We start from the raw sequence: 20,207 nt of genomic DNA on the forward strand, positions 1-20,207 counted from the left end.
GGTCTGTTTTTTGTTTTGGCTCTTTGGAGAGAAGAGGATGATTGTGAGCAACAGGCAAGAAAAAAACACTGATTTTCATCAGTGAATTCTCTTTATTTTTTCTCAGCCAACAAAGCTTTGATTTCTTGCAGGACTTCCAATTCAGTTGGTCCAGCTGGCGCTTCCTCAACTTCTTCCTTCTTCTTAGCAAGGCTTTGTGCTTTTTCAGCAGACTTGACGATGAAGAAAAGAACAGTACCGATTACCAAGAAGTTAATTACAGCACTCAAGAAGTTACCATAAGCAATTCCGTTCCATTTCAATTGAGAAATTTGCTCCAAGTTTGCAGCTTTCAAAATTGGGTTGAGGAAGAGGGGAGTGATTACGTCAGTAATCAATGAAGTGACGATTGCTCCAAAGGCGTTGGCGATGATCACACCGACTGCCAAATCAATCACGTTCCCGCGCAGCAAGAATTCTTTAAGATCCTTTAACATTCTTTCTTTCCTTTCAAGAATTTATTAATGAGATTATATTATAGCTTATTTATATGACATCCTCAAGATATTTGCTTGTCAAATATTTTACATTTGCATCATTTTAGTATAAAATATAGAATGATATTCTATGATAAATTGGAGGTATTGTCTCTTGATTGATAAAGAAATCATTTCTGAAATTAAAAACAGCGTCAATATCGTCGATGTCATAGGAGAGACGGTGGCCTTGACTAAGGCTGGGCGGAATTTTCTGGGACTCTGTCCCTTTCATGGCGAAAAGACGCCCTCTTTTAACGTTGTAGAGGACAAGCAGTTTTATCACTGTTTTGGCTGCGGCAAGTCGGGCGATGTCTTCAAATTCATTGAAGATTATCGAGGCGTTTCCTTTATGGATGCTGTGCAGATTTTAGCAGAACGGGCAGGTATTCCCTTGGCTGTGGAGACAGTGGGCAATGATCGACCGAGACAAAGCCATCCGCATCAGGCTCTCTACGATATCCATACCGAGGCAGCGAAATTTTACCATGCAGTCCTGATGACGACCAAGATGGGAGAGGAAGCGCGGTCTTATCTCTACCAGCGGGGGCTGACAGATGATGTTCTCAAGCATTTTCAAATCGGGCTGGCTCCAAATGAAGGCAATTATCTTCATAAGAGTATGGCTGGCAAGTTTGATGAGAATACCATCATGAACTCGGGTCTATTTAATCTGGCGGAGAATAATCTGGTCTATGATGCCTTTCAGAACCGGATTATGTTTCCCCTGACCAATGACAGCGGACAGGTTGTGGCCTTTTCCGGTCGGATTTGGCAAGCAGCGGCCTCAGACAGCCATCAGGCTAAGTATAAAAACAGTCGCAGCACCGCTATTTTCAATAAAAGCTACGAGCTCTATCATCTGGATAAGGCCAAGCCGGTTATCAAGAAGAGCCATGAGGTTTATCTAATGGAAGGCTTCATGGATGTGATTGCGGCTTATCGGGCTGGGATTGAAAATGCGGTTGCCTCTATGGGAACAGCTCTGACACCTGAGCATGTCCAGCATCTGAGTAAGTATTGCAAGAAGATTATCCTGTCTTACGATGGAGATAGAGCAGGGCAGGCAGCGACTGCCAAGGCCTTGGATGAGCTGAGAGATATGACGGTGGAAATTGTTCGGATTCCGGATAATTTGGATCCTGATGAATTTCTAGCTAAAAATTCTGAGGAAGATTTGCAGCATTTGCTGAGCAAAACGCGAATAAGTAATGTGGAGTTTCTGCTACATCATCTGAAACCAGATAATATTGAAAATCTACAGGCTCAGATTGAGTTTGTAGAGAAGATGGCACCGATTATTGCGAAGACTAAGTCCATCACAGCGCAGAACTCCTATATTTACATGCTGGCTGAATTGCTGCCGGACTTTGACTATCAGCAGGTGGAGCAGACGGTAAATAACAGCCGACTGGCTGAGCGCTCTAGTCGCAGTCAGGAGGCGCCCACTCAGCAGTCTCAACCAGTCTTCATGCAGTTTTCGCCCTCAAATCGGCTGAGTCGTCTCATGAAGGCGGAAAATCATATCTTCCACCGCATGATGCATCATCCTTTGATTTTGAACCAATACCGGCTGAGAGAAGACTTTGCCTTTGACTCGGAAGACTTGCAGGCCTTGTATGAGATTTTGCTGGCAAATGGCGAGGTGACACCACAGGATTTGTCCCAGCTGCCGGATCATGTCCAGCAGGCTTGGTACCGCGTTTTAGAAGAAGACTTGCCGGATGAGTTTTTAGAAGATGAATTGAAAGAAGTGGAAGAAACCAGAGAGCGGGAGATTTTGCGCAAGCATAATCAGTTTATTAGTAAGAAGATTCGAGAAGCCTCTCACAGCGGAGATACGGATACAGCCCTGTCCGAGCTGGAGCGCTTGATTGAGCAAAAAAGAAGAATGGAGTAGGAATGGCTACAAAACAAAAAGAAGTAACAACATTAGACGTTCAAATTGCAGAATTTATCCGCAACCACAAGCAGACAGGTGTTGCGACGGATGATGAAATCAATGACCAACTAGTCATCCCTTTCACTTTGGACGCTGATGGGATTGAGGATTTGCTGCAGCGCATCCAGGATGCGGGCATCTCAATTACAGATAAGGAAGGAAATCCCAGCGCGCGTGTCTTAAATAACGAAGAGGAAGAAGCGGAGCTGACGGATGAAGAGCTCTTGGGCAGCAATTCAGCTAAGGTTAATGATCCAGTCCGCATGTATCTGAAAGAAATCGGGGTTGTGCCCCTTCTCAGCAATGAAGAAGAGCAGGAGCTGGCTATCTTGGTAGAACAGGGAGACTTGGAAGCCAAGCAGCGTCTGGCTGAGGCCAATCTTCGTCTGGTTGTTTCCATTGCCAAGCGCTACGTCGGACGTGGTATGCAGTTCCTTGATTTGATTCAAGAAGGAAACATGGGGCTGATGAAGGCTGTTGATAAGTTTGACTACACCAAAGGATTTAAGTTCTCAACGTATGCGACTTGGTGGATTCGTCAGGCCATTACCCGTGCGATTGCTGACCAAGCTCGGACCATTCGGATTCCAGTCCACATGGTGGAAACCATTAACAAGCTAGTCCGCGAGCAACGCAATCTCTTGCAGGAATTAGGTCAAGACCCAACACCAGAGCAAATTGCTGAGCGCATGGATATGACGCCGGACAAGGTTCGTGAGATTCTCAAGATTGCTCAGGAGCCAGTTTCCTTGGAGACGCCTATTGGTGAGGAAGATGACAGTCATCTGGGAGACTTTATCGAAGATGAAGTGATCGAAAATCCAGTCGACTATACTACTCGTGTTGTCCTTCGTGAGCAGCTGGATGAGGTCTTGGATACGCTGACAGACCGCGAGGAAAACGTCTTGCGTCTGCGCTTTGGTCTGGACGATGGAAAAATGCGGACGCTGGAAGATGTCGGTAAGGTCTTCAATGTCACCCGCGAGCGGATTCGCCAGATTGAAGCCAAGGCTCTGCGTAAACTTCGCCATCCAAGCCGCAGCAAACCACTCAGAGACTTTATCGAAGATTAAGAAGTGAAGAGTAAGAAGGGGCAGAAATTTTTCAGCAGGAAGCATAAAGTCGGCAACCTTAGCTGAAAGCAAAAGCCCCCTCGAGCTAACTTGAAATTTCTGCTATATCTATAAGGAGGATATTGCATGTCAGAAAAAAAATACAGCCCTGAAGAAGTTGAAAAGATTAAAACACGTATTTTGGAGAGCTTGGAGCAGGTCATTGACCCAGAGCTGGGGATTGATATTGTCAATCTAGGTCTAATCTATGAAATCCGTTTTGATGAGACCAATGGAGAAACGGAAATCGATATGACCCTGACAACCATGGGATGCCCTCTGGCGGATCTTCTGACTGATCAAATCTATGATGCTATGTCAGATGTTCCAGAGGTTACCAAGACGGATGTTAAGTTGGTTTGGTACCCAGCTTGGACGGTGGAAAAGATGAGCCGCTATGCTCGAATCGCTTTGGGGATTCGCTAAGAACTGATAGTAAGTGCTGGCCTGCTGTGTGCAGGCTTTTGCTTTTTTTAGTGGATTCTGTTATAATGTTCCTATTGTCTTGGGGTCGTTACGGATTCGACAGGCATTATGCGGCACATTTTGCAACCCATCTAGCGGATGTAAAACGCCAGTTAAATATAACTGCAAAAAATAACAATTCTTACGCTTTAGCTGCCTAAAAACCAGCCAGCGTGACCCGATTCGGATTGCTTGTGTCTGATGACAGGTCTTATTATAAGCAAGCTACGGCAAGGTCTAGTCTAGGGATTTTGCAAGAGATTGATAGACTCGCTTGACTTGGGCTTGAGCTATGTGTCAAAGTGAAGTTAAATCAATACATAGCCTATGGTTGTAGACAAATGTGTTAGCAGATGTTTGGACGTGGGTTCGACTCCCACCGGCTCCATTATTTTAAAATCCTTCTAAAACGTTGAGAAATCAACGTTTTTTGCTTTTACGATCTTCAGAGAATCTTGATTTCTGTCTGAAAAAGTAATACAATAATGTTAGTGATGACAAAGGAAATATTGGTATTTCTATTGGGTTGATTTCATAAGTATTAAGGGAAGTTTGATATGAGTTTTTTTAAGAATCTGTTTAGTAAGAAACAAGAGGAAGAGAAAGTAGAAAAGGTTGAAGAAGCAGTGCTTGATGTGCCTTCTGAAGATCCTTTTCCGAGTGAGTGGGGATCTTTCTCGACCTATATTGATGACAAGTTGGCTAGTATCCGTCTGAATCTAGCTTTGGCTGATGAGGCACCCTATCCTCTCTATGCTTATGCTATGAGGCTCAAGGTAACGCTCCTCCAGTACGATGGGGAGACAGGTTTTCCATCTAGTGATGAGTTTAAAGAGCTGAATGTGATTGAGGACCGGCTTTCTGAGGCTTTAGGGCAAGTCGGTGGCATTCATGTCGGTGTGATTACGACAGATGGAAATATTGAGTTTTACTACTATCTGCAAGACAAGAAAAGCCATCTGGAGCCAATTGCCGAAGTGATGCGCGACTTTCCAGACCGCCGCTATGACTCGGCAACCCTGGAAGACGAGGAATGGAATCAGTACTTTGATTTTCTCTATCCTAATGAATACGAGTATCAGACCATTCTCAACCAGCGGGTCTGGTACCAGCTGGAGCAGGACGGCGATGACCATAGTCAGGAGCGCGAGATTGACCATTGGGCCTATTTTGCGTCTGAGGAAGATCGAGATGGTTTCCTAAAGGAAGTCGAGGAACTGGGCTATAGCCTCGTATCCGCTGAAAAGATAGAGGATGCGGACAAACCATATCAGCTACACGTGATTCGTATGGATACGACAGAAATCTTTGATTTGAACCAGAATGTTTGGACTTTGGTTGAATTTGTGAAAAAATTTAACGGAAACTATGGCGGTTGGGGCTGTAATGTGGTATAATGGTTAAAGTTTTGAGAAAGCTAGGCTTTCTCTTTTGTGGAAGATTACTCAAGAGGCTTAAGAGGCTGTGTTGGAAACGCAGTAGGCGTGTAAAAGCGTGCGTGGGTTCGAATCCCATGTCTTCCGTCATAAGTTGCAAGAAACGCTATTTGGCGTTTTTTCTATTTGTAAAAGGAGATGAAGGCAACCTAATTATTTTAAAATATGAATATTTTTGGAAATGCTTGAAAACAATTTCAACAAAAAAATGAGTAAATTATTGTTCACTTTATCAAATAGTGTGGTAAAATGGGATTAATGGATTTTTAAAAAGGATATAAATTAAAGGGAGAATTATGTTTTTTAAACGTCAAAAAGGTAAGTACCACGAAGTAGAGCGTGTGACTCGTTTTAAGCTGATTAAATCGGGTAAGCATTGGCTGCGTGCTGCGACATCACAGTTCGGCCTTTTTAGATCAATGAAAGGGGGAGGCCTTTCATCGATCGAGCTCAAGGTAACGGAAGAACAAGTTACCGATAAGAAGAGTGGCATTGATTTTTTGAGGGGCATTGTCGCCACGGGAGCCGTGCTGGGCGGAGCTCTTGTGACAAACACAATCGTCCATGCGGAAGAAGAGCAGGCTCTGGAAAAAGTCATTGACACGACAGACGTTTTAGCGACACGTGGTGAAACAGTTTTAGGAGAAGAAAGCAGTGCTGCTGAAGCAGCAACCGCAACGGCAAGCTCACATACTGAGTCAGAGTCTGTATCAGATACATCTTCAGCCAGTGCCAGTGCTTCTGTCAGTGCATCTATCTCAGCCAGCATCTCAGCTTCAGAGTCAATGTCACAGTTTAGCTCTGCCTCTATCAGTGCCAGCACATCTCAAGCAGTCTCAGATTCCTTAAGTGTATCTGAGTCTCTTTCAGTGTCTTCAAGTACATCTGATTCAGTCAGAGCTAGTACTAGTCAGCCAACCAGTTCTTCTCAGTCAGTTTCTGCCAGTCAGACCTCTGCATCGTCTGCATCAGAAACCGGCAATTCTACAAGCAGCCAGCAGTCTACAGAATCCTCTAGTCAGACTGGGCGTAGAAGAACGCGTCGGGCTACAGATACAACCCCTCCTACAATCACTCTCCCTCAAGAGGTAATAGCCTATCGAGGAGAAGAATTTGAGTTTTTTGTAGAAACGACTGATGATAGTGGTCAAGTTAATCGAGTCATTGTTCGAAATATTGAAGGAGCAGAGGATTCTACTTACTTAGATCCAAATTGGATAAGATACTCTACTGATAACTTGAGTGTTCCAGGTAATGCAACGACTGCTAATCCTCTAAGGACGCGTGTCTATGGTATTGTGCCAATTAATCATGGTGCTGGACCTAGGGATCGTTATACTAAATATGTCCGAGCAGAAGATGCTGCAGGGAATATCACTGCATTAGTAGACAAACAAAGTGAGCGTTTTGTATTAATTATAAGACCTCAGACAGAAAAATATACTCCTCAAGCTCCAACTTTAACCTATGTTCAGAATGCGAATAGTCTGACCCAAACAGACAAAGATGCGGTCATTGCTGCAGTCAAAAGTGCTAATCCAAATCTTCCTGCCACATCAACTTATTCGGTTTCAGAAAATGGTACCGTAACAATTACCTATCCGGATGGTTCAACAGACACTATTGCTGCTGCACAGACAGTTGATACAGATAGGGTAGCCCCAGTCTTTGTTGATGAGGGTAGAGATTATATCTTCTATCGTGGAGAAGAAGGTACTGCTGAACTCCACTTTTATGATAATAGTGGTAAGATTACCAATGTAAATTTTGCAGGAGATCTTGCTGCTACTAGAACTTATAACGCTTTGCTAGCCTTAGGTTTTACATTTGATACACCGAATATAAACAATCCTAATAATGCTACGGAACAAAATCCTCTTGTGACAACTATTAGAGGGACGATACCGAAAAGTCAACCAGCAGGACCTGGTGGTTATTACACTTTCAAGGTTAGAGCGACAGATGCTAGTGGTTTAACTAGTGAAGCAAAAAATTTCAGAATTGTTATTGCTAACCAGACAGATAAATATACACCAAACAATCCTGGAAGTTTAACTGGAGTTCTGAATCCCCAGCAACTATCAACAAGTGAAAAAACAGCTATTGAAGAAAAAGTTAGGGCGGCTAATACAGGGAATCTGCCCAACAATGTCCAATATGTTGTTAACAATGATGGTTCTGTGACGGTTATTTATCCAGATGATACTCCTGCTAGCCGTTCAAGAGATACAATAACAGCTGATAGGACTGTTCAAGATTTACGTCCTAGTTTATCAGCGAGTGCGTCAGTAAGCGCTTCTACGTCTGCGAGCCAATCTACGGCGGCTAGTAAATCGGCTTCCATTAGTGCATCAACTTCAGCACAGAAATCTGTATCCGCAAGTACGTCCGCATCGACTAGCGCGTCTACAAGTGCAAGTACATCGGCATCCACAAGTGCGTCAGTATCTGCAAGTACATCAGCTTCAACGAGCTCGTCCGTAAGTGCAAGTACGTCCGCGTCCACAAGCGCGTCAGTAAGTGCCAGCACGTCCGCATCGACTAGCGCGTCTACAAGTGCAAGTACATCTGCATCGACTAGCGCGTCAGTAAGTGCAAGTACGTCCGCCTCAACGAGCGCATCTGTGAGTGCAAGCACCTCAGCTTCAACAAGTGCGTCAGTAAGTGCAAGTACATCCGCATCGACGAGTGCGTCAGTGAGTGCAAGTACCTCAGCGTCTACTAGCGCATCTGTATCTGCAAGTACGTCTGCTTCAACGAGTGCATCAGTAAGCGCAAGTACATCCGCGTCCACAAGCGCGTCAGTAAGTGCCAGCACGTCAGCGTCCACAAGTGCGTCAGTGTCTGCCAGCACGTCCGCTTCAACGAGTGCGTCAGTAAGTGCCAGCACGTCAGCGTCGACGAGTGCGTCAGTGTCAGCAAGTATATCGGCGTCCACAAGTGCGTCAGTGTCAGCAAGTACGTCAGCGTCCACAAGCGCGTCAGTAAGTGCAAGTACGTCCGCATCGACTAGCGCTTCAGTATCAGCAAGTACGTCAGCGTCCACAAGTGCGTCAGTATCTGCCAGCACGTCAGCGTCCACAAGCGCGTCAGTAAGTGCAAGCACGTCCGCGTCCACAAGTGCGTCCGTAAGTGCCAGCACGTCTGCCTCAACCAGCGCCTCAGTATCTGCAAGCGAATCGGCATCGACCAGTGCATCCGTAAGTGCCAGCACGTCAGCTTCCACGAGTGCGTCAGTAAGCGCAAGTACGTCAGCTTCCACGAGCGCGTCAACAAGTGCCAGCACGTCTGCCTCAACGAGTGCGTCCGTAAGTGCCAGCACATCTGCGTCCACGAGTGCGTCCGTAAGTGCCAGCACGTCAGCTTCCACGAGTGCGTCCGTAAGTGCCAGCACGTCAGCTTCCACGAGTGCGTCAGTAAGCGCAAGTACGTCAGCTTCCACGAGCGCGTCAACAAGTGCCAGCACGTCTGCCTCAACGAGCGCATCAGTGAGTGCAAGCACATCTGCGTCCACGAGTGCGTCCGTAAGTGCCAGCACGTCTGCCTCAACCAGTGCCTCAGTATCTGCAAGCGAATCGGCATCGACCAGTGCATCCGTAAGTGCCAGCACGTCAGCTTCCACGAGTGCGTCAGTAAGCGCAAGTACGTCAGCTTCCACGAGTGCGTCAGTAAGCGCAAGTACGTCCGCTTCAACGAGCGCGTCTGTGTCAGCAAGTACATCAGCGTCGACGAGTGCGTCAGTGAGCGCAAGCACGTCCGCATCGACGAGCGCGTCAGTTTCTGCAAGTACGTCCGCGTCAACTAGTGCGTCAGTAAGCGCAAGCACATCCGCGTCCACAAGCGCGTCAGTAAGTGCCAGCACGTCAGCGTCGACGAGTGCGTCAGTGTCAGCAAGTATATCGGCGTCCACAAGTGCGTCAGTGTCAGCAAGTACGTCAGCGTTCACAAGCGCGTCCGTAAGTGCAAGTACGTCCGCATCGACTAGCGCTTCAGTATCTGCAAGCGAATCGGCATTGACCAGTGCATCCGTAAGTGCCAGCACGTCGGCTTCAACGAGTGCGTCAGTAAGCGCAAGTACGTCAGCTTCAACGAGCGCGTCTGTGTCAGCAAGTACATCAGCGTCGACGAGTGCGTCAGTGAGCGCAAGCACGTCCGCATCGACGAGCGCGTCAGTTTCTGCAAGTACGTCCGCGTCAACTAGTGCGTCAGTAAGTGCCAGCACGTCAGCGTCCACAAGCGCGTCTGTGTCTGCAAGTACGTCCGCGTCGACGAGTGCATCAGTAAGTGCAAGTACGTCAGCKTCAACGAGTGCATCAGTATCWGCAAGTACGTCCGCATCGACTAGCGCTTCAGTATCAGCAAGTACATCAGCTTCAACGAGCGCGTCAGTAAGTGCAAGCACGTCAGCGTCCACAAGCGCGTCTGTGTCTGCAAGTACATCAGCTTCAACGAGCGCGTCAGTAAGTGCAAGTACGTCAGCGTCCACAAGTGCCTCTGTCTCAGCAAGTACGTCCGCATCGACTAGCGCTTCAGTATCAGCAAGTACATCRGCKTCMACRAGCGCGTCAGTAAGTGCAAGCACGTCAGCGTCCACAAGTGCGTCAGTGTCTGCCAGCACGTCCGCTTCAACGAGTGCGTCAGTATCTGCAAGCACCTCAGCCTCAACGAGTGCATCTGTATCTGCAAGCACATCCGCTTCCACAAGCGCGTCAGTATCTGCAAGTACGTCAGCTTCAACGAGCGCATCTGTATCTGCAAGTACATCTGCCTCAACGAGTGCGTCGGTAAGTGCAAGTACATCTGCCTCAACGAGTGCGTCAGTATCTGCAAGTGAATCTGCGTCAACCAGTGCGTCAGTATCTGCAAGCAYGTCTGCGTCAACCAGCGCGTCAGTAAGTGCCAGCACGTCTGCGTCTACCAGCGCATCTGTATCTGCAAGCACATCAGCGTCTACCAGCGCATCTGTATCTGCAAGTGAATCTGCGTCAACCAGTGCGTCAGTATCTGCAAGTGAATCTGCGTCAACCAGTGCGTCAGTATCTGCAAGTACGTCAGCCTCAACGAGTGCGTCTGTAAGTGCAAGTACGTCAGCGTCCACAAGCGCGTCTGTGTCTGCAAGTACATCTGCCTCAACGAGTGCATCAGTTTCTGCAAGCACATCAGCGTCTACCAGCGCATCTGTATCTGCAAGTGAATCTGCGTCAACCAGTGCGTCAGTATCTGCAAGTACGTCAGCTTCAACGAGCGCATCTGTATCTGCAAGTACATCTGCCTCAACGAGTGCGTCGGTAAGTGCAAGTACATCTGCCTCAACGAGTGCGTCAGTATCTGCAAGTGAATCTGCGTCAACCAGTGCGTCAGTATCTGCAAGTACGTCAGCTTCAACGAGCGCGTCTACAAGTGCAAGTACGTCCGCGTCTACCAGCGCGTCAGTGAGCGCAAGTATCTCGGCTTCAACGAGTGCATCAGTAAGCGCAAGCACCTCAGCGTCGACGAGTGCATCAGTTTCTGCAAGCACATCAGCGTCTACCAGCGCATCTGTATCTGCAAGTGAATCTGCGTCAACCAGTGCGTCAGTAAGTGCAAGTACGTCAGCTTCAACGAGCGCGTCTACAAGTGCCAGCACGTCTGCGTCGACTAGCGCGTCAGTAAGTGCAAGTACGTCCGCATCGACCAGCGCGTCTGTGTCTGCAAGTACGTCAGCGTCGACGAGTGCATCTGTATCTGCAAGCACATCCGCTTCCACAAGCGCGTCAGTATCTGCAAGTACGTCCGCATCGACGAGCGCATCTGTATCTGCAAGTACATCTGCCTCAACGAGTGCGTCGGTAAGTGCAAGTACATCTGCCTCAACGAGTGCGTCAGTATCTGCAAGTGAATCTGCGTCAACCAGTGCGTCAGTATCTGCAAGTACGTCCGCCTCAACGAGTGCGTCAGTATCTGCAAGTGAATCAGCTTCAACCAGTGCGTCAGTATCTGCAAGTACGTCCGCCTCAACGAGCGCGTCTACAAGTGCAAGCACGTCTGCGTCTACCAGCGCATCTGTATCTGCAAGCACATCAGCGTCTACCAGCGCATCTGTATCTGCAAGTGAATCTGCGTCAACCAGTGCGTCAGTATCTGCAAGTGAATCTGCGTCAACCAGTGCGTCAGTATCTGCAAGTGAATCTGCGTCAACCAGTGCGTCCGTATCAGCAAGTACGTCAGCATCAACGAGTGCGTCTGTAAGTGCAAGTACGTCAGCGTCCACAAGCGCGTCTGTGTCTGCAAGTACATCTGCCTCAACGAGTGCATCAGTTTCTGCAAGCACATCAGCGTCTACCAGCGCATCTGTATCTGCAAGTGAATCTGCGTCAACCAGTGCGTCAGTATCTGCAAGTACGTCAGCTTCAACGAGCGCGTCTACAAGTGCAAGCACGTCTGCGTCGACTAGCGCGTCAGTAAGTGCAAGTACGTCCGCATCGACGAGTGCGTCAGTATCTGCAAGTGAATCTGCGTCAACCAGTGCGTCAGTATCTGCAAGTACGTCCGCCTCAACGAGTGCATCTGTAAGTGCCAGCACGTCTGCCTCGACGAGCGCGTCAGTATCTGCAAGTACGTCAGCGTCCACGAGTGCGTCTGTGTCCGCAAGTACGTCTGCGTCCACAAGTGCGTCAGTAAGTGCAAGTGCGTCTGCGTCCACAAGTGCATCCACAAGTGCAAGTACCTCAGCCTCAACCAGCGCGTCAGTGTCAGCCAGCACCTCCGCTTCAACGAGTGCGTCTGTGTCCGCAAGTACGTCCGCCTCGACGAGCGCGTCAGTAAGTGCAAGTACATCGGCCTCAACGAGTGCATCAGTCTCAGCAAGCACGTCTGCCTCCACCAGCGCGTCTGTATCTGCAAGTGAATCAGCTTCAACGAGTGCGTCTATGTCTGCAAGTACATCAGCGTCGACCAGTGCGTCAGTAAGTGCAAGTGAATCAGCGTCGACGAGTGCATCAGTCAGCGCAAGCACCTCGGCATCGACAAGTGCTTCAGTCAGCGCAAGTACGTCAGCTTCAACGAGTGCTTCAGTCAGCGCAAGTACGTCTGCGTCCACCAGTGCATCTGTATCCGCCAGCACGTCCGCGTCGACGAGTGCGTCAGTGAGTGCAAGTACATCAGCGTCCACCAGTGCATCTGTAAGTGCAAGTACGTCCGCGTCGACGAGTGCGTCAGTGAGTGCAAGTACATCAGCGTCGACGAGTGCTTCAGTCAGCGCAAGTACGTCAGCTTCAACGAGCGCGTCAGTAAGTGCAAGTACATCAGCGTCAACCAGTGCGTCAGTAAGTGCAAGTACGTCCGCGTCTACTAGCGCGTCTGTGTCTGCAAGTACGTCCGCGTCAACAAGTGCCTCAGTAAGCGCAAGCACGTCCGCGTCCACGAGCGCGTCAGTATCTGCAAGTACATCAGCGTCGACGAGTGCCTCTGTATCAGCAAGCACGTCAGCATCAACGAGTGCGTCAGTAAGTGCAAGTACGTCAGCATCAACGAGTGCGTCAGTGAGTGCCAGCACGTCCGCATCAACGAGTGCATCAGTTTCAGCAAGTACATCCGCGTCGACAAGTGCGTCCGTTTCAGCAAGTACGTCTGCATCAACGAGTGCATCTGTATCAGCCAGCACGTCCGCCTCAACGAGCGCATCCGTAAGCGCAAGTACGTCCGCATCGACGAGTGCGTCCGTAAGTGCCAGCACGTCCGCGTCCACAAGCGCATCAGTATCCGCAAGTACTTCAGCGTCCACAAGTGCATCCGTAAGCGCAAGTACGTCAGCCTCCACGAGTGCCTCAGTAAGTGCCAGCACGTCAGCCTCAACCAGCGCGTCTGTGTCTGCAAGCACGTCCGCGTCGATGAGTGCGTCAGTGAGTGCCAGCACATCGGCATCTACGAGCGCGTCAGTAAGTGCAAGTACGTCAGCGTCCACGAGCGCATCCGTAAGTGCAAGTATGTCCGCGTCTACCAGCGCATCAGTAAGTGCAAGTATGTCTGCTTCAACGAGTGCGTCTGTAAGCGCAAGTACCTCAGCTTCAACCAGCGCGTCAGTTTCAGCAAGTACGTCCGCATCGACGAGTGCGTCTGTATCAGCAAGCACGTCAGCCTCAACGAGTGCGTCTATGAGTGCCAGCACGTCCGCATCTACTAGCGCATCTGTATCAGCAAGCACGTCTGCATCGACGAGTGCGTCAGTGAGCGCAAGTACCTCAGCATCGACGAGTGCGTCAGTGAGCGCAAGTACCTCAGCCTCAACCAGTGCGTCTGTATCTGCCAGCACGTCCGCGTCGACGAGTGCATCAGTGAGTGCAAGTACGTCCGCGTCTACAAGTGCGTCAGTGAGCGCAAGCAAGTCTGCCTCCACGAGCGCTTCAGTATCCGCAAGTATGTCCGCATCAACCAGTGCATCAGTATCAGCAAGTACATCCGCATCCACCAGTGCATCCGCTTCAACGAGCGAATCCGCTTCAGTAAGTGCTTCAATTAGCGATTCTCAGTCAATCAGTGAGTTAACCTCAGTGAGCACCAGCACCTCAGTCTTGCATAGTCAGCTGGATCTGGTTCATGAGAAGGAATTTTACTCACTCAGCCTTTCTACTAGCGAGTCACTGTCAGCGACAGTCAGCCTCAGCGAGCTTGCCCGTGTCAGTCAGTCTGTATCGGAAAGCCTGTCTACGAGTCTGTCAGCTAGTCAGAGCACATCTGAAAGTCTGTCCGCTTCAGCAAGACAGTCTGAGCTGGATCTGATTTCCGGAGGTCGTCTGCCTCAGACAGGGGAAACGGAGAGCAAGGCTTCCATCCTGGCTCTGGGCTTAGGAGCGTTGGGCTTGGCCTTCAAGAGACGTAAAAAGAAAAGCGACTCTGAGGAGTAGCAGTAAATAGAGCCAATCAGTTTATCTTTGTAGTCCGTCAAAAGTTCACTAAGTTAGTGAGCTGTGGAAGTGATGGGCAGAGTAAGTCGTAAGGGAATTAACTTGATAATTTCTGGTGCTTGCTTCCTAAAATCCTAGACTAGGAATTAGTAAAAAGAAACCGAGAGGCAATAGAAACAGGAAGTTTTGACAACTTCCTGTTTTTTTGACAATTTAGTAGAAAAAAAGTGTTCTTTATTCTGCAGGAAAATCCTTGAGAATATAGATTTTTTGGACAATATTTTATATAATATCAAGTATAGAAATGATGTTTTAGAGTTTATGAAATGAAAGAGTAAGGGAAGAAATGAAAACGATTGTTTTGGTTGGGGATCAGGCCTATCAGGAGCAAGTTTCGACTACGATTAAGTCGATTTTATATTACAATAAAAATGTAAAAATCTATGTTTTCAATCAGGGATTGAGTGACGAATGGTTCCGTGATTTTAATGAGCTGGCCGAGCAGCTGGACAGTGAATTAGTCAATATCAGCTTGGACCAAGTGACGATCAGTCCAGAGTGGCTGACTCAGGACCATATCAGCTCAGCTACCTATGCTCGCTATTTTATTCCACAGTTTGTTGCTGAGGGGCGAGTCCTTTATCTGGATAGCGATCTGGTGGTTAATAGAGATTTGCAGCCTTTATTTGATATTTCTCTAGAAGGCAAGCTTGTGGCTGCGGTTGGAGATGCCGGAGGTTATGGCTTTAATGCTGGCGTTCTGCTAATTGATAATCAAGCTTGGAAAGAGAGGCAACTGCAGGAGACCTTTATCAAGGAAACGGACCGCATCATGAGCTTGGTCCAGTCTGGCCAAATGGAGGATTTCAACGGAGATCAGACGGTTTTAAATCATGTGCTGGCTCAGGACTGGCTGCCCTTGGATAAGATTTACAATCTGCAGGTAGGCCATGACTTGGTGGCCTTTTACAGTGGCTGGAATGGTCATTTTGAGCTGGATCAGGAACCTCTGATTATCCACTATACGACCTTTCGCAAGCCTTGGAACTCGGAAGTTAGCTATCGCTACCGCCAGCTTTGGTGGGACTTTCAGGCCTTGAGTCTGGAGGAGATTTTAGCTCATCATCGGGGAGAGTTTGAGATGCCGGACCGTTGGGAGCAGGCCGCTCTGAACTGCATGCTCCTGACAGATGTACAGGAATTAGAGCAGATAGAGTTTTTAGCCCAGTCCCTGCCTAGGGTTGATTTTCACATCGCCTGCTACACAGAGATGGGAGCTTATCTGCAATCTTTGAATCAGTATGAGAACATCCATCTTTATCCGCAGGTTATTCATGCAGTGCTGGATGAGCTCATTGATAAGTGCCAGGTCTATTTGGATATTCACCATGGAAGCGAGCACTATCAGCTGAGCCGTCGTTTCAAGGCGCTTGACAAGCCAGTTCTGGCTTTTGACAATACTAAGAAAAATGAAAACGAAGAGCTGGTCTATCCGCATGAAAATCCACAGGAGATGGTGGAAAAGCTGCGCAGTCTGATGAAAAAAGAGAAGCCTCAAGCCTTTCGAGCTGTGGTGCTGGCGGCTAATGCTGCCTATAGTGAGCAGGTCTTAACCACCATTAAGTCCATCGTCTGCCACAATCGCTTTATCAAGTTTTATGTCATCAACAGTGATTTTCCGACAGAGTGGTTTGTCAGCATACAAAAAAAGCTGGTCAAGCTGGACTGCCAAATTGTCAATGCTCGGGTGTCTGCTTCACTGGTATCAAATTTTAAAACAGATATTAGTTATACTGTTTTCCTGCGCTATTTTGTAGCGGATTTTGTTGAGGAAGACAAGGCTTTGTATTTGGATTGCGATATCGTTGTCACGCGGGATTTAAGCTCCCTATTTGAAACAGAACTTAGAGATGCACCACTTGCTGCTGTCAAGGATCTGGGTGGGCAAGTGTATTTTCATCAGCATATCTTTAATGCTGGGTTCTTATTAATCAATAATGCCCTTTGGAAGCGAGAAAATATTCGCCAACGTTTGATTGAACTGACCAATGAATGGCATGACAAGGTACCGTCTGGTGACCAAAGCATTCTCAATATGCTTTTTGAAAATCGCTGGATGGAGCTGCCTTTTGCTTATAACTGTATTACGCTGCACACGACCTTTTCGGACTATGAACCTGAAAAAGGTCTCTATCCGCCTGTGATTCACTATCTGACCGAGCGAAAGCCTTGGAAAGAGTACACCCAGTCCATCTATCGTGAGGTCTGGTGGTTCTATCAGGGATTGGATTGGTCGGATATGCGCGAGCCAGTCGGAGCCCTGACTCAAAAGATGGTGGAAGAGGAAGATAGCTCAAGCCTGTCCTGCCTAGTCTACACCTATTCTTGTGACCTGATGCATATCAACTATCTGATTCAAGCCTTGCCTGCCTGTCATTTCTACATTGCGGCACCGGTCATGGTGGCAGAGCCGATCACGCGTCTGCTCCAGTATCCTAATGTCAGCGTCAGCTCAGATATTGCGGGCATTCCGGCTCTCTTGGAGTCGCTGGAAGCCAAGTCTCAGTTGCTACTGGATATCAATGCTGGTGATGAGGTAGGGGATATTATTGCTCGCTTTAAGTCTGCTGGCAAGCCAGTCTATGCCTTTGATAGCACAGCCCATGGTCAGCAGGGGCAGGAAGTCTTTCCAGCTGATAACCCTGAAGTCATGGTGCAGGCTATTGAGAAGTTAAGATTGGCCGAGCCTGAGGAGCGGCAGATTTCTGTACTCTCTATCGACCAGTCGCTGGATTATCTCTTGGAGAAAGGTGCTTCAGTAGTTCGCTTTGGAGATGGGGAGATGGATTTGATTGCAGGTCGTGGTATCGTCTATCAGGAATACGATCCAGAGCTGTCAGCACGCTTGAGAGGGATTATGTCTATGGAGAGCGATGAGCGTTTGATGATTTGTCTGCCCGATGTCTTTACAGGACTAGAGCGCTATTCCATTGATGCCCAAAATTTTTGGAGTCTAAATCATTTGCCACATTTTCTTGAGAAATATAAAAATATTTGCCAAGCACCTTGGTACGGATCGACCTTTATTTCCCGTCCTTATATTGACTTGGAAGATAAGACGCCGTCTGTGGGCTATTTTGCAAAGCTCAAGCAGCTTTGGCAGGACAAGGACCTCTTGATTGTAGAGGGCTTGACTTCCCGCTCTGGTGTGGGCAATGACCTCTTTGACGGGGCTAGGTCCATCAAGCGGATTATCTGTCCTTCGCGCAATGCCTACAGCAAGCTGGAGGCCATCAAGCAGGCTGTTCGAGAGCATGCGGATAATCGTCTGATTTTGACCATGCTGGGTCCGACGGCCAAGGTCTTGGTCTATGATCTGGTTCAGGAAGGTTATCGGGCCCTGGATATTGGACATATTGACTCAGAGTATGAGTGGTTCCAGATGGGGGCTAGGCACAAGGTCAAGCTGTCGCACAAGCATACAGCTGAGCACAACTTTGATCAGGATATTGAGTTTAGAGATGACCAGGCTTATGACAGTCAGATTGTTGCCAATCTGGCTCAGGAATGAAGATTAGAAAAAGAGTATGAAAGTTAATATTACCAATCTATACGGTATGTCTGGCCAGAGTACGGCCTTGATTGCCCAGAATGATGTGACCAAGCTAGCCAAGCAGCTGGGCTTCAATGAATTGAGTTTTTACTTTTACGATATTTACAGCGACAGCCAGTCGGAGCTTAGTCGGCGTCTGGACGGCATCATGGCTAGTGTGGGCTACGGCGATGTGGTTATCTATCAGTCGCCGACTTGGAACGGCCGGGAGTTTGACCAGGCCTTTATCAGCAAGCTGAAGATTTTGCAGGCCAAGCTGGTGACCTTTATCCATGATGTGCCGCCGCTGATGTTCCCGTCAAACTACTATCTGATGCCAGAGTATATCGACATGTACAATCAGTCAGATGTAGTCATCGTTCCTTCTGAGCAGATGCGGGATAAGCTAGTGGCAGAGGGGCTGACTGTGGACAAGATTTTGGTCCAACGCATGTGGGATCATCCCTATGATTTGCCCCTGCACCAGTCTCAGTTTGCGCCTAAGCTCTATTTTGCCGGAAGTGTGGAGCGTTTTCCACATCTGATTAATTGGTCTTATGCTACGCCGCTGGAGATTTTTTCGCCTGAGGAAGAGTTAAATCCAGAGGCCAATGTCAGCTATCGCGGCTGGGTCAGCCGGCCAGAGTTGCTCTTGGAGCTGTCCAAGGGCGGTCTAGGCCTGGTCTGGGGTGTTGAGGAAAATCCAGCAGACGAGCCGGAATACTACGGTCTCAATATCTCTCATAAGTCTGCCACCTATCTGGCAGCTGGGATTCCGGTCATCGTCCCTTCTTACCTGTCCAATGCAGAGCTGATTCGCGAGCGCGGTCTGGGATTTGTCGTAGACAACTTGGAAGAGGCCAGTCGGATCGTAGAAGGTCTGACTGCCGAGGAGTATCAGGCTATGGTCGAGCGGGTTAGAAAGTTCTCTTTCCTGCTCAAGGAAGGTTATTTTAGCAAGAAAGTCTTAGTAGATGCGGTGATGGAAGTCTTATCTTAGAGCTTTTTCAGCCATCGTCATGAGGAGTCAGTGTGAAGTCATTTTTTAAACCGGTCATTATCAAGAAGTTTCTGTGGACCTTATTTTTCTTATTTATCTATGTCTTGGGAACCAAGCTGACCCTGCCTTTCGTCGATATGAGTAAGGCAGCTGCCATGGACGGAACCTCTACGACCTTGAACTATGCGACAGCCCTGATGGGGGGAAATCTACGCAGTATGTCGCTCTTTTCTGTCGGCTTGTCTCCTTGGATGTCCTCTATGCTGATCTGGCAGATGTTTGCTGTGTCCAAGCGCCTAGGCTTGAGTAAGCTCCCTCTGGAAGTGCAGGAAAGGCGGCGGATGCTGCTGACTTTGGTCATTGCTTTGATTCAGTCCGTGGCGCTGGTCTTAAACCTGCCTCTGCAAGAAGCAGGTGGGGTGGATATGACTACGATTATGGTCTTAGATACCTTGGTCTTGATGGCTGGGACTTACTTTCTCATCTGGCTGACGGATTTGAATGCTGCCATGGGACTTGGCGGCTCAATCATGATTGTCATGGCCAGCATGATTGCCTACATTCCACAGGATATTTGGAACTCCATCAAGGAGCTGAAGATTTCTTCACTTTGGCTAGCCTTGATGCTGGTTTTCAGTCTAGTCTTTCTCTATCTGGCTGTTACAGTTGAGCGGTCTAAGTACCGAATTCCAGTCAATAAGATCAATATCCATAACCGTTTCAAGAAATACTCTTATCTGGATATTCGTCTGAATCCTGCTGGTGGGATGCCGATTATGTACGCTATGACCTTGGTCAGCATTCCCCAGTATTTCCTTTTGATAATCCACTTTCTTCAGCCGGACAACCAGTTGATTGACCATTGGATAGAAGCACTGTCTATGGGAAGTCCAGCTTGGTTTATCCTCTATCTGCTGACTATTTTCATCCTGGCACTGGCCTTCGCCTTTATCAATATCAGTGGCGACCAGATTGCTGAGCGGATGCAAAAGAGTGGAGAGTATATTGAAAATGTTTATCCGGGAGGAGCAACCCGCCGGTATATCAATGGTTTGGTGACCTATTTTGCACTAGTGGGAGCTTTCTATCTTATCCTGATTTCTGGTCTGCCTATGATAGTGGTACTTCTGGACATTCGCTATTTGCGACTCAGCATGATTCCGGGGATTTTTATGATTTTTATCGGGATGGTCTTTTCTATTAAGGACGAGGTAGATGCCTTGACGCTTAATGACCGTTATCGTTCATTGTTGTAGGAGAAAC

The 20,207-nt window shown here is 48.2% G+C and carries 9 protein-coding genes, 1 tRNA gene, 1 other RNA gene and 2 pseudogenes; 12 read left to right on the forward strand and 1 reads right to left on the reverse strand.

The annotated features are described in order from the left end of the window. Positions 1–92: 92 nt before the first annotated feature. Positions 93–476, reverse strand: a complete 384-nt coding sequence (gene mscL, locus K4I03_RS08585) for a large conductance mechanosensitive channel protein MscL (RefSeq protein ID WP_002904176.1) — start codon at positions 474–476, stop codon at positions 93–95. Positions 477–630: 154 nt separating this feature from the next. On the opposite strand from mscL, the gene dnaG reads away from it, so the two are divergent. The 12 genes and pseudogenes from dnaG (at position 631) to secY2 (ending at position 20,200) form a co-directional block, all read left to right on the forward strand. Further along, positions 631–2,415 (forward strand): DNA primase, encoded by a 1,785-nt coding sequence (dnaG, locus tag K4I03_RS08590; protein ID WP_321573163.1) that lies wholly within the window; start codon positions 631–633, stop codon positions 2,413–2,415. A gap of 2 nt (positions 2,416–2,417) precedes the next feature. Continuing rightward, positions 2,418–3,530: an RNA polymerase sigma factor RpoD gene (gene rpoD / locus K4I03_RS08595; protein ID WP_002897871.1), complete on the forward strand. Its 1,113-nt coding sequence runs from the start codon at positions 2,418–2,420 to the stop codon at positions 3,528–3,530. Positions 3,531–3,656: 126 nt separating this feature from the next. After that, the gene (locus tag K4I03_RS08600) at positions 3,657–3,995 is read left to right on the forward strand and encodes a metal-sulfur cluster assembly factor (RefSeq protein WP_002895943.1); all 339 of its coding nucleotides are present in this window, start codon (positions 3,657–3,659) and stop codon (positions 3,993–3,995) included. Between the two features lie 81 nt (positions 3,996–4,076). Continuing rightward, positions 4,077–4,425: a transfer-messenger RNA gene (ssrA, locus tag K4I03_RS08605) on the forward strand. A gap of 166 nt (positions 4,426–4,591) precedes the next feature. Then, entirely contained in the window at positions 4,592–5,431 is an 840-nt protein-coding gene (locus K4I03_RS08610; protein WP_223314581.1) for a DUF695 domain-containing protein, read from the forward strand. Between the two features lie 38 nt (positions 5,432–5,469). Beyond that, positions 5,470–5,557, forward strand: a tRNA-Ser gene (locus K4I03_RS08615). Between the two features lie 209 nt (positions 5,558–5,766). Next, positions 5,767–7,479: pseudogene (locus tag K4I03_RS12685) on the forward strand (accessory Sec-dependent serine-rich glycoprotein adhesin); the annotation flags it as partial. Positions 7,480–7,548: 69 nt separating this feature from the next. Further along, a pseudogene (locus tag K4I03_RS12690) lies at positions 7,549–9,399 on the forward strand (accessory Sec-dependent LPXTG-anchored adhesin); the annotation flags it as partial. A 315-nt stretch (positions 9,400–9,714) separates the two neighbouring features. Beyond that, entirely contained in the window at positions 9,715–14,352 is a 4,638-nt protein-coding gene (locus K4I03_RS12695; protein ID WP_457853177.1) for an LPXTG cell wall anchor domain-containing protein, read from the forward strand. A gap of 346 nt (positions 14,353–14,698) precedes the next feature. Then, complete coding sequence (locus tag K4I03_RS08625) at positions 14,699–17,923, forward strand: SP_1767 family glycosyltransferase (protein ID WP_227964697.1); 3,225 nt, start codon at positions 14,699–14,701, stop codon at positions 17,921–17,923. Positions 17,924–17,939: 16 nt separating this feature from the next. After that, positions 17,940–18,944 (forward strand): sugar transferase, encoded by a 1,005-nt coding sequence (locus K4I03_RS08630; protein WP_227964700.1) that lies wholly within the window; start codon positions 17,940–17,942, stop codon positions 18,942–18,944. Between the two features lie 32 nt (positions 18,945–18,976). Further along, positions 18,977–20,200 carry an accessory Sec system protein translocase subunit SecY2 gene (gene secY2, locus K4I03_RS08635; RefSeq protein WP_227964702.1) on the forward strand — a complete coding sequence of 408 codons (1,224 nt, stop codon included), beginning with the start codon at positions 18,977–18,979 and terminating at the stop codon, positions 20,198–20,200. Positions 20,201–20,207: the final 7 nt, after the last annotated feature.

It is taken from the genome of Streptococcus sanguinis, assembly GCF_020729725.1.
GTDB lineage: Bacteria > Bacillota > Bacilli > Lactobacillales > Streptococcaceae > Streptococcus > Streptococcus sanguinis_V.

What these genes read in the sequence shown, in the direction of transcription:
- mscL (WP_002904176.1), bottom strand. Translation starts at nt 476, where the DNA reads ATGTTAAAGGATCTTAAAGAATTCTTGCTGCGCGGGAACGTGATTGAT.
- rpoD (WP_002897871.1), top strand. Translation starts at nt 2,418, where the DNA reads ATGGCTACAAAACAAAAAGAAGTAACAACATTAGACGTTCAAATTGCA.
- K4I03_RS08600 (WP_002895943.1), top strand. Translation starts at nt 3,657, where the DNA reads ATGTCAGAAAAAAAATACAGCCCTGAAGAAGTTGAAAAGATTAAAACA.
- K4I03_RS08610 (WP_223314581.1), top strand. Translation starts at nt 4,592, where the DNA reads ATGAGTTTTTTTAAGAATCTGTTTAGTAAGAAACAAGAGGAAGAGAAA.
- K4I03_RS08625 (WP_227964697.1), top strand. Translation starts at nt 14,699, where the DNA reads ATGAAAACGATTGTTTTGGTTGGGGATCAGGCCTATCAGGAGCAAGTT.
- K4I03_RS08630 (WP_227964700.1), top strand. Translation starts at nt 17,940, where the DNA reads ATGAAAGTTAATATTACCAATCTATACGGTATGTCTGGCCAGAGTACG.